The 11,216-nt window shown below is 37.2% G+C and carries 11 protein-coding genes and 1 pseudogene; 9 read left to right on the top strand and 3 right to left on the bottom strand.

Annotation, left to right across the window (positions count from 1 at the left end; translation table 11 throughout):
• The first annotated feature begins 177 nt into the window (after positions 1-177).
• The 3 genes and pseudogenes from KPC_RS04035 to KPC_RS20945 all read left to right on the top strand — a co-directional run.
• Positions 178-1,626 carry a glucose/sorbosone family PQQ-dependent dehydrogenase gene (locus KPC_RS04035; protein WP_121973134.1) on the top strand — a complete coding sequence of 483 codons (1,449 nt, stop codon included), beginning with the start codon at positions 178-180 and terminating at the stop codon, positions 1,624-1,626.
• A 266-nt stretch (positions 1,627-1,892) separates the two neighbouring features.
• Positions 1,893-2,117: a hypothetical protein gene (locus KPC_RS04030; protein WP_121973133.1), complete on the top strand. Its 225-nt coding sequence runs from the start codon at positions 1,893-1,895 to the stop codon at positions 2,115-2,117.
• A 433-nt stretch (positions 2,118-2,550) separates the two neighbouring features.
• Positions 2,551-2,793: pseudogene (locus KPC_RS20945) on the top strand (ACP-like domain-containing protein); the annotation flags it as partial.
• A gap of 48 nt (positions 2,794-2,841) precedes the next feature.
• Here KPC_RS20945 and KPC_RS04025 read toward each other — a convergent pair.
• From KPC_RS04025 to paaZ, 3 genes are all read right to left on the bottom strand, one after another.
• Positions 2,842-3,789, bottom strand: coding sequence for an alpha/beta hydrolase (locus KPC_RS04025; protein WP_171334417.1), 948 nt, complete (start codon positions 3,787-3,789; stop codon positions 2,842-2,844).
• The gene (locus tag KPC_RS04020) at positions 3,773-4,156 is read right to left on the bottom strand and encodes a hypothetical protein (protein ID WP_121973131.1); all 384 of its coding nucleotides are present in this window, start codon (positions 4,154-4,156) and stop codon (positions 3,773-3,775) included. Before KPC_RS04020 ends, KPC_RS04025 begins: the two co-directional genes overlap by 17 nt.
• A gap of 165 nt (positions 4,157-4,321) precedes the next feature.
• A complete protein-coding gene (gene paaZ, locus KPC_RS04015; protein ID WP_121973130.1) occupies positions 4,322-6,430 on the bottom strand; it encodes a phenylacetic acid degradation bifunctional protein PaaZ in 2,109 nt (702 codons plus the stop codon).
• 263 nt (positions 6,431-6,693) lie between these two features.
• Between paaZ and paaA the strand changes: the two genes are divergently transcribed.
• The 6 genes from paaA to paaG are packed head-to-tail and all read left to right on the top strand — an operon-like array spanning position 6,694 to position 11,195.
• A complete protein-coding gene (gene paaA, locus KPC_RS04010) occupies positions 6,694-7,626 on the top strand; it encodes a 1,2-phenylacetyl-CoA epoxidase subunit PaaA (protein ID WP_121973135.1) in 933 nt (310 codons plus the stop codon).
• A gap of 29 nt (positions 7,627-7,655) precedes the next feature.
• Complete coding sequence (gene paaB, locus KPC_RS04005) at positions 7,656-7,946, top strand: 1,2-phenylacetyl-CoA epoxidase subunit PaaB (RefSeq protein WP_121973129.1); 291 nt, start codon at positions 7,656-7,658, stop codon at positions 7,944-7,946.
• An 11-nt stretch (positions 7,947-7,957) separates the two neighbouring features.
• The gene (gene paaC / locus KPC_RS04000; RefSeq protein WP_121973128.1) at positions 7,958-8,716 is read left to right on the top strand and encodes a 1,2-phenylacetyl-CoA epoxidase subunit PaaC; all 759 of its coding nucleotides are present in this window, start codon (positions 7,958-7,960) and stop codon (positions 8,714-8,716) included.
• A 55-nt stretch (positions 8,717-8,771) separates the two neighbouring features.
• Positions 8,772-9,272 (top strand): 1,2-phenylacetyl-CoA epoxidase subunit PaaD, encoded by a 501-nt coding sequence (gene paaD / locus KPC_RS03995; protein ID WP_121973127.1) that lies wholly within the window; start codon positions 8,772-8,774, stop codon positions 9,270-9,272.
• Between the two features lie 28 nt (positions 9,273-9,300).
• The gene (gene paaE, locus KPC_RS03990) at positions 9,301-10,362 is read left to right on the top strand and encodes a 1,2-phenylacetyl-CoA epoxidase subunit PaaE (RefSeq protein WP_121973126.1); all 1,062 of its coding nucleotides are present in this window, start codon (positions 9,301-9,303) and stop codon (positions 10,360-10,362) included.
• Positions 10,363-10,403: 41 nt separating this feature from the next.
• Complete coding sequence (gene paaG, locus KPC_RS03985; RefSeq protein WP_121973125.1) at positions 10,404-11,195, top strand: 2-(1,2-epoxy-1,2-dihydrophenyl)acetyl-CoA isomerase PaaG; 792 nt, start codon at positions 10,404-10,406, stop codon at positions 11,193-11,195.
• The last annotated feature ends 21 nt before the right edge of the window (positions 11,196-11,216 follow it).

The raw sequence follows: 11,216 nt of genomic DNA, 5'->3' as shown, positions 1-11,216 counted from the left end.
AAATCATATTGTTTGAAAATTATAAACCTTAATTTGTTGAATGTTACTGTTATTAATTGGCTGTAATGGTTAAAAATTCAATTTACTTATCAAGTTTTTAGAAAAATATAGACATCAGAAATCTTTTGAGTTATTAATTAAAAATAATTGATTATTTTTAATGTTTAGGAAAACTTAATGAAAAAAGCAACTCAATTGTCTTCGTTATCTTTACTCATTACTGCTTTGTTTTCACAACAAGTTTTTGCAGATGTCCCGTTGACTTTAGAGCAATACAATCAAGCTACTAATCCAGAATTTAAACGAACGGTCGTTGTACAAAATCTGAATAGTCCTCATAACCTTGTCTGGGGAGGGGATAATAATTTATGGTTAACAGAACAAACTTCAGGAAATATTGTACGTATTAATCCAAATACTGGCGCAAAAAAGACAATATTTACTGTACCTGATATGGTCTATGATGAAGGTGCACAGTATGGATTATTAGGCATAGCTTTAGATCCTAAGTTTAACCAGGCGAATCATCAATTTGTTTATGTTTCTGTTTCGATTAAAAATCCTAATGCAAAAGATCCAGCATTCCCAAATCAAATGGTTATTCGTCGCTATACCTATGATGCAAAAAAAGATACTTTGGTTAATCCTGTAGATATTATTAAAGGTTTGCCATGTTCTAGAGATCATCAATCTTCACGTCTTGTGATTGGTCCAGATAACAAAATTTATTACACCATTGGTGATCAAGGCTCAAACCAGCTGACTTATTTATTTAAACCAAATTTAGCACAGAAAACACCAACCAAAGCAGAAGTCTCTGCTAAAGACTGGCATAAATATGCAGGTAAAATTCTACGATTAAATCTCGACGGTAGTATTCCTTCAGATAACCCGTATTTTGATGGGGTGCAAAGCCATATTTATACGATTGGTCACCGAAATGCACAAGGTTTATCATTTGCACCTAATGGTAAATTATTACAAAGTGAACAAAGTGCTAACAGTGATGATGAGATCAATTTAATTGTAAAAGGTGGTAATTATGGCTGGCCGTATGTTGCTGGTTATAAAGATAATAATGGCTATGCGTATGCCAATTTCTCAGCAGCAAAAGGTGATCAAAGTAAAATTAAAGATCCTGCACTCAATGGTTTGAAAGCACCTGAAGGTGTGCGAGTAACCAAAGAATCAGAGTGGTCTGATAAGAATTTTATCCAGCCTTTAAAAACTTTATTTACGGTAGGAAACGATCATAATTTTAATGATCCTACATGTGGTGAATATGCATACGTTTGCTGGCCGACGGTTGCAGCATCTTCAGCTTATTTCTATAAAGGTGGTAAAAGTGCAATCCCAGGTTGGGAAAATTCATTATTGGTGACTTCTTTAAAACGTGGTGTGATCTTTAGAATACAAATGGATGATTCTATTAGCGTGACTAAAGGTGATGCAATTCCGATGTTCCGTTCAGAAAACCGTTATCGCGATATTGTAGCCAGTCCAAATGGTAATGAGTTATTTGTGATTACTGATAATGCAGGCTCAGTGCAGAAAAATGACGGAACTGTCACTAAAACTGTTGCGAATCCTGGTGCATTGATCAAATTCACTTATCAGCCTAAATAGTTAAAAATGTAAAACCTTAGTACATTCAAGAACCGTTTTATCAGGACGGTTCTTGATGGACTGGCAATTTTTTGAATTATAAGATCATGGAGGGTTAGTTAGTTATTATTAAGAAAATATTTACAATAAAAGATTGTTTTAATGACACAAAGTTGCATGGTAAATGTACTTTAAGGCAAAGTAACGGAAATAATTAATTAAATCAAATCATTACTTTGTTATGCAGGGCAGATTAAGAATTCATAGATTATTACAGGACACAATATATGAAAAGAGCATTATTTTTGCCATTTATATTTACATTATCTGTTTGTGCATGTAGCCAACAGCAATCAGATAATGAAAGAAATTCAAAAGTTGATTCGGCTACATCTTCAAAACAGGATTTAAATTTTCAGGTAAACAATGCATTAAAAGATAAAAATATAGAAATATTGGCAACCCGTTTTATTCCCCCTGTTGAAAAAAACGGCAGTATCATTTCACATTAACAATTAACAATACTTCTGAGTAGCCAATCAGCTTATCAACAGAACAAATATTCTTGGTTGATTCAAATGGAAAGGAGCATATTATAAAATTGACAGATCGTGAACTGGTACGACCTATTTTACCAGGAAATCAGGTTTCTGGAATTATCGGATTCGAATACGATGAACCAGATCAACCAGCATTTATCAAAATAAAATCTTAATAAATACAGAGCTTATTTCATCCTGCACAAAACTTATATACTTAAATGAAAAATGTTGAGTAACTATAAGTTGTCTATAGTGTATATGGAGTTCAATAATGCAGAAAATAATCCTAACAAATGTCTTATGGGCTTTGCTGGCTGTAACTACAGTCTCTCAAGCAAGTAGCAAAGCAAAATCCAATAAAATTTCTGTGGCTTATAGTTGTCAACAATAGAAAGAGGTCAAGGTTAATTATACATTTGATTCTTTAGGTAATCCTGTAAATGCGCTAGTGAATATCGAAGGCAAGAACCATTTAATACCATTCAATCAAAAACTTTCTGATAAAACTCGAACCTATTTTGGTGGAGAGAAGAGTTATAGTCTGGCTGGCGATAACATTTCCAAGAGTAAGATTGAAAAAAGCAGTATTATGATTACCGCTCCAACAGATGAAGTTTTATTTAAATTATGTGAAGTAACATCTTAATCAAACTAACTATTTCAAATAAACCCGGAAGCATAAATCATATATCGCTTATGGCTTTGTAGCGCTATCGTCAAAAAGACAGGACTGGTTGTTTAAATCGATTTTTTGAACTGTTGTAAGTATCCAGTGATTAATATCCTGGATTACTTGCTTTTCCATATGCGGCATTCCGTCTTCTGCATTGTTTTTTGTAAATAAATGAGTTAGATCTTTGTATAGGAAAAATTTTGCCTTTTTAGATGTTTGAAGCGCGAGTTTCCAATTTATAAAATCAGTATCTGCCAATACCTGAGTATCTTTTTCACCTTGTAAAAGCAAGGTTGGGTGATTTACTTTTTTGATCTCTTTTACAGGTGAATATGATTCAATAAATGTTAAATATGAGGCTGGTAAATGGAGAGGGAAATCCCCCTGTTTAACTTGAGTTTTCTTATAATTTTCCCAATGTAAAATTTGAGTTTCTAATTGTTCAATCAATATTTGCAAATCCTGTTTTTGATCTGGGTGTTGTGCAATAAATTGTTGTAATTGTCGTAGGGCATCAGGATATAAAGCGCTTGAACTTGGAGGGGCTAGCAGGATCAATCCAGAAACTGGCATGTCTATTTGCTTGCTTATCTGTGTTAAAAATGTCCCGCCTTGACTGTGACCTAAAAGAAATAGTGGAATAGTCTGTCCTGAAAATTGTTTCAGCAAAGTTTTAGCAGCCGATATAGCATCATCAATTATTTCGTCATAGGGTGTGTAGTCTGGTTTATTTAATGATAGAGGATGGCTATAAGTCCGTTTATCGAAACGGATACTTGCAATATTGTATTTGACGAGTCCAATGGCTAAATCAAAAAATGGAGTTACATTGCCGACTCGTTCATTTTTATCTAGTGCACCACTACCATGAACAAACACAACCAATGCAATGACTTGCTGTTTAGGAATAATGATAGATGCTTCAAGTGGATATTCTTTATTTGCACCTATTTTAATTTTCTTTAGCAAACGTTGAAAAATTATCTGGTAGTTGAGCAACAGTATCTATTGTTTGTCTGAGTTGATCGTGTTGAAACCATAAACCACTCAATTTTTCATTGGAATATGCGAGACTTATGATAAAAGCTATTTTTTTAAACTTTATGACTGCTTTTGTTGTATGTTGATGATGTGATATTTCTTTTATTTCCAGTATCTTTCCATAGGGTTTTAAAAACTTCAGAAGTTGTTCTTGTTTTTCTTTATTGAACATTTGAATGAGTGAGTCTGTCCAGTTTTGGGTATTTAAAGTGTGAAAACCCTGCATCCAGTCGAGGATATTTTCAAGAAACATTTGGCTATTTTCATTCGTTATTTTCTGTTCAGACTGTGTCATCACTTTTCTCTAAAGTTTAATTTTTATTGAACTACTATAAAAAGATATTAAAAAATGATTGTACNAGTTATTCTGTATATTGATTGATCTGTTCTTATTATATTCCCAGTTTACATAAAAAAAGACCAGCAGAAGCCAGTCTTTTTTAGTTTATATATCAAAATATTATTCACGTTCAACCAAAGTTAAAATATCATAAGTTGCCACAAGCTCATTTCGTTGATTTTTGACTTTAATATCCCAGACAACTACGCCGTGTGGTTTTTGTTCAGGATCTTTTTGTGGTTTTGGTGTTTTTTGTTTGCAAGTTAATTCAACCTGAATGGTATCGCCGATTTTTACCGGTTCAACAAAGCGTAAATTGTCCATACCATAGTTGGCAATTACTGGTCCAGGTGCAGCATCGACAAATAAGCCAGCAGCAGCGGAAACGATAAAGTATCCATGCGCTACACGTTCACCAAAAAATGAGTCTTCTGCACCGATTTTATCCATGTGTGCATAGAAATGGTCACCACTTAAACAGCCAAAGTTAACAATATCTGCTTCTGTCACGGTGCGTCTAGCTGTTAATAATCGTTCGCCAATACGTAGTTCGTCAAATGACTTTTTGAAAGGATGCACCCGATCTTCAAAATAATCAGAACCTGCTGTCCAGCTATGGCCAATCTGGGTTATAACATTTGGAGATCCTTGTATAGCCGTACGCTGCATATAGTGTTTGACTGCGCGTAGACCGCCCAATTCCTCGCCACCACCAGCACGACCAGGACCACCATGAACCAAATGAGGTAAAGGGGAGCCGTGACCAGTGCTTTCTTTGGCATTCTGTGCATCCAGAATGTGTAATCGACCATGCCAAGGAGCAATGTTTGCGATTAGCTGTTCGATATTCTGGTTTGTATTACGAACAACGGAAGCAACCAAACTACCTTCACCCAGTGCAACCAGAGCAGCAAGCTGGTTTAAGTCTTGGTAAGGCATTAAGGTTGAGACAGGTCCAAAAGCCTCGACTTGATGGATATATTCAGCTTCCGTTGGTTTATGGCATACGAGTAATGTAGGGGGATAAAAGGCACCTTTTTCAGAATCCGTACCTTCTACTGTGAAATCGTGACGTAAATGGCTACCTAACACAATCTCTGCATCTTTATTTAATAGCTCGACTTTTTCAGCAACATCATATTTTTGTTTGATGCTTGCCAGTGCCCCCATAGTAACATTTTCCAGCTCAGGGTTACCCACTACTACTTTTTTAAGTTTAACGATGAGTTTTTCCTGAACAGTAGCCAATAAACTTTCAGGGACAAAAGCCCGACGAATAGCTGTACATTTTTGTCCAGTTTTAGATGTCATTTCACGGAAAACTTCACGGACAAAGAGATCAATCGTTTCTTCATTGGCATCAGGTGTTAAGATGGCACTATTTACAGAATCAGCCTCCATCGTAAATGCAATGGAATATTGGTTAAAACGTGGATGCGCACGTAGTTTTTGTCCAGTTGAAGCAGATCCTGTAAATGTAACGGTATCTTGCGGCCCTAAATAATCAAACAGGTCATAAATTTGCCCGCAAATGAGTTGTAATGAACCTTCTGGCAAAAAACCACTTTCAACAATATGTTTAACAACTGCCTGGGTCATTTCTGAGCCTTCGGTTGCCGGTTTGACAATACATGGTACGCCTGCGAGTAATGTCGGTGCGATTTTTTCCAGCATTCCCCATATCGGAAAATTAAAAGCATTAATATGTACTGCGACACCCGCCTTGGAGGTTAAAATATGTTTTGCACCAAATGTGCCGTGTTTAGATAAAGGTATCCAGCTGTCTTCTACTAATGCTGTTTCATTGCTTAGTTCACGGCGAACAATGCTCGAATAGGCAAATAAAGTACCAATACCACCTTCAATATCAATCCATGCATCTTTTCGGGTACATCCCGTAGCTTTGGCAAGTTCATAAAACTCTTCTTTTCTTTCAAGTAAATATTGAGCAACTTGCTTTAAAGCATTTGCACGCTCATGAAATGTCCATGAAGCAATTTTAGAACCTTGTTTTTTCGCATGATTTACCACAGCCTGCATGTCTAAACCATGACTGCTGACTTGATATACTGGTTCTCCAGTGACTGCATGATAAACAGTTCTAAAGTCTGCCTGGGCTGTGAACCATTGACCATTTGCATAGGAAGGAAGTGATTTTAAGGACAAAGATGAGTACACATTTCCTTTTGAATCTTCCTGATTGGGTAGCTGTCCTTCAAGTTCTAGCATCATGATACTCCCTATATGATACATATTTTTATAAAANAGCTATTTATGTGTTTCATAATTTCCGATTAAAACAGTGGAATGTCAACCTTTTTTAACTTTTAAAAATTGTAAAAAAAGAATAATAAAAAATTATTTTAATAAAATACAAGTAATTAGGTTGGTTTTGAAAACAAAATAAATATGATTCGTAAAAATACATATTGATTTTATAATTGTATCGTATTAATTTAAATGAAACAGCACTTGGGATAAGTGAGATTGATATGGATATTCAACTAGAACATTTTGATAAAAGCATTCAACAGGACATTTCGATAGAGCCAAAGGACTGGATGCCAGATGCTTATCGCAAAACACTCATTCGCCAGATTGGTCAGCATGCACATTCAGAAGTGGTGGGTATGCTGCCTGAGGGTAACTGGATTACACGTGCACCAAGCCTGAAACGTAAAGCGGTTTTATTGGCTAAAGTTCAGGATGAGGCAGGTCATGGCTTGTATCTGTATAGTGCTGCAGAAACATTGGGTGCAGATCGTGACGATATGATGGATAAACTGATTGCAGGAAAAATGAAATATTCCTCCATTTTTAATTATCCAACATTGACGTGGGCTGATGTTGCAGCAATTGGCTGGTTGGTTGATGGAGCTGCAATTGTTAATCAGGTTGCACTTTGCCGCACTTCTTATGGTCCTTATGCACGTGCAATGGTTCGAATTTGCAAGGAAGAAAGCTTCCATCAACGTCAAGGTTTTGAAGCCATGATGATGTTGGCAAACGGAACGCCTGAACAAAAACAAATGGCTCAGGATGCAGTAAATCGTTTTTGGTGGCCAGCATTGATGATGTTTGGTCCAAGTGATGATCATTCTCCAAACAGTGCGCAAAGCATGGCTTGGAAAATCAAACGTTTCAGTAATGATGAGCTTCGCCAGAAATTTGTTGATAATACAGTGCCGCAGGTATTGCAGATAGGATTGCAGGTTCCAGATCCTGACATTCGTTTTAATGAGGAAACAGGTCATTATGAATTTGGTGAGATCAACTGGGATGAATTTTATGCAGTGCTTAAAGGTCAAGGGCCATGTAATCATGAGCGTATAGAAGCACGCCGTAAAGCCTGGGAAGGTGGTAAATGGGTTCGTGATGCAGCAGCAGTATTTGCCCAGAAACAAGCCCGGAAAAAAGTTGCTTAGTTTAATTTAGGATAGAGAAGGAATTCGACATGGAAAATAAAAACAATTGGTCACTTTATGAAGTGTTTGTTCGTAGTAAACAAGGTCTGAGTCATCGTCATGTGGGGAGCTTGCGTGCACCAGATGATGAAATTGCTTTACAGAATGCGCGAGATGTTTATACACGTCGTAATGAAGGTATCAGTATTTGGGTGGTTAAATCAGAATTGATTACCTCGTCACAACCAGATGAAAAATCAGAGTTTTTCGATCCATCTCTAGATAAAGTCTATCGCCATCCAACTTTTTACCATATTCCAGATGGCATTGAGCATATGTAAGGGGAATGATGATGAGTAATCAGGTTTTATCACAGTTTTTATTACATATTGCAGATAGCCAGTTAGTGTTGTCCCAGCGCTTATCTGAATGGTGTGGTCATGCACCAGAACTGGAAATAGATATTGCATTAGCTAATATTGGCTTGGATTTGTTAGGTCAGGCTCGTACTGCATATAGTTTGGCTGGAGAACTTGAAGGTCTGGGACGTGATGAAGATCAGCTCGCCTATTTTCGTAATGAACGTGAATATTTGAATTTGTTGCTCTGTGAGCAACCTAATGTCGATTTTGCGCAAACAATTGTCCGTCAGTGGTTGATGGATCATTATCATAATTTATTATTCAGTGCTTTAAGTACGAGTACAAATGCCAATGTTGCCGCCTACGCAGTGAAGTCATTAAAAGAAGTGAAATATCATTTACGTTTTTCCCATGCATGGATGGAACGTCTAAGCCTGAGTACAACTGAAGCACATGAAAAAGTCCAGAATGGTTTGAATGAAATCTGGCGTTTTAGTGCAGAATTATTTGAATTGACTGAAGCTGAGCAAAAGCAACTGGTTGCAACAGGGATTATTCCAAATATCGAATTACTTAAAAATATATGGTCTGAAAATATTGCAAAAGAAATGCAACATTTTGAGTTGAGTCTGCCCGAGTCAGGTGCGTATCGCCGTGGAGCAAAACAAGGTATGCATACTGAGCATCTAGGTTATTTATTGGCTGAACTTCAGTATATGCAACGCGCTTATCCAAATATGACATGGTAAATGTGTATTTATAGGATTTGCTAAATTACATCACGAATCACAGGGAGTGAGACGTATGAAACTTATTCATCATTGTCTAGATAAATGTTGGGACGTACTGGCTCAAGTATCTGATCCAGAAATTCCTGTACTGTCTGTACTGGATTTAGGCATGATCCGTGATGTTGACTTCAATGAAGATCAGGAAATTATTGTACGTCTTACACCGACATATAGCGGTTGTCCTGCAACTGATCTTTTAAAAAGTCAGATCGTTGAAGCTTTTGAAGCACATCAATTAACACCAGTTAAAGTCAATATTGATTTGTCCGAAGCATGGACAACTGACTGGATGTCAGATGAAGGGAAAAATAAATTACAAGCCTATGGTATAGCACCACCACAGGGTGATGCACATAGTTGTGGTACACATGTGGCACTCGAAGATGGGGTGCAGTGTCCACATTGCCATAGCCACAACACCAGACTCTTAAGTGAATTTAGTTCGACTGCATGTAAAGCACTGTATCGTTGCCAATCATGTTTAGAACCCTTTGATTATTTTAAATGTATTTAAAGTCAAAGGTTAAAATAGGGATATCAACATGAGCCAGTTTGTAGAATTAAAAATTAAATCGATCACGCCACAGACAGATCAGGCGATTTGTATTGCTTTTGATGTTGCAGCAGATCAACAGGAAACATTTAAATATCAACCTGGACAGCATTTAACGATTCGTCATATGACGGATACAGGTGAACTTCGTCGTTGTTACTCCATTTGTAGCCATGATGCCATAGAAGATATGAGCATTGCGATCAAGAAAATTGATCAAGGTCAGTTTTCAACTTGGGCAAATGAACATTTGAAAGCAGGCGATATACTTGAAGTCATGCCACCACAAGGTGTTTTTTATCAAAAAGCAGCTAAGCTTGGTGGAAAAAATTATCTTGGTTTTGCCGCAGGTAGTGGAATCACACCAATTTTATCTATTGTAAAGAATGTGTTGTTCAATCAGCCTGACGCAAGCTTTAGTCTGATTTATGGTAATCGTTCATGGAAACAGACTATGTTTTCAGAGCAGATCATGGATTTGAAAGATCAGTTTAAAGAGCGCTTTCAGTTGATCAATGTTTTTTCCCGCGAGTTAAATGATAGTGATTTATTTAATGGGCGTATTGATAGTGACAAAATCAAGCAATTATTTAACGCAGAATTATTAGATGCAGAGTTTGATCATTGTTTTGCCTGTGGTCCTGAAGACATGATGCTTGCGGTAGAAACAGTTTTACCAGAGTTTGGTATAGCAAAATCTAAGATCCATACAGAGCGCTTTAATACCGGAGCACCAGTTAGAGCATCGCAAGAACAGATTGCCAAGCGTAATGAAGAAAAAGTTCATGTCATTCTGGATGGTCGTGAGCTGATCGTGGAAGTTTCTAAACAGGATGACAGTATTTTAGATGCTGCATTACGTGCCGGTGCAGATTTACCTTATGCATGTAAAGGTGGTGTGTGCGCCACATGTAAATGTAAGGTTCTTGAGGGACAAGTTGAAATGGCGATCAACTACAGTTTAGAGGAAGATGAACTTGAAAAAGGTTATGTTCTGAGCTGTCAGTCACGTCCAGTGTCTTCAAATGTAAAACTTAGTTTTGACGAATAATCACTAAAAAAGTAATTTGGTTTTTAAAGTAGAGGTGAGTAATGGATTACCAGACGATTTTAGTCAAGGAAGAAAATGCAGTTGGTTATTTAACATTTAATCGTCCAAAACAGTTAAATAGCTTTAATGAAACCATGCATAAAGAAGTGGCTGGAGTTTTGAAATCCTGGTCTGATAATCAGCAAATTCGTGCAGTGGTTATTTCTGCTGAAGGACGTGGTTTCTGCGCAGGACAGGATTTAAATGATCGTGTGGTAGATCCAAACGCGGATGCACCAGATCTCGGGTTATCAATTGAAAAGTATTATAACCCGCTCATAAAGATGATCACCCAAATGCCGAAACCTGTTATTTGTGCCGTGAATGGTGTCGCGGCGGGTGCAGGTGCCAATATTGCTTTGGCATGTGATATTGTCATCGCTGCAAAATCTGCATCATTTATACAGGCATTTTGTCGTTTGGGACTGGTACCTGACTCTGGTGGTACATGGTTTTTACCACGTCTAGTTGGTCGTGCAAGAGCGATGGGTCTGGCAATGTTAGGTGATAAAATCAGTGCTGAACAAGCCATGAATCTCGGTATGATCTGGCAGGTATGTGAAGATGCAGAGTTGCAGGAGCAAACAAAGCAAATGGCACAACATCTGGCTGTACAACCTACATACGGTTTATCATTGATTAAAAAAGCAATTAATTCTGCAGCACATAATACTCTGGATGAGCAATTAGTGCTGGAACGTGACTTACAGCGTATGGCTGGTCGTTCAGAAGATTATCGCGAAGGTGTGCAAGCTTTTATGCAAAAACGTACGCCGCAATACAAAGGATGTTAATCATTTATCAATTTTGGTCTG

Origin of the sequence: Acinetobacter stercoris (genome assembly GCF_900323515.1) — a bacterium.
GTDB lineage: Bacteria > Pseudomonadota > Gammaproteobacteria > Pseudomonadales > Moraxellaceae > Acinetobacter > Acinetobacter stercoris.
Note: the sequence above shows the minus strand (reverse complement) of the source record. Positions and strands in the feature narration are given on the sequence as shown.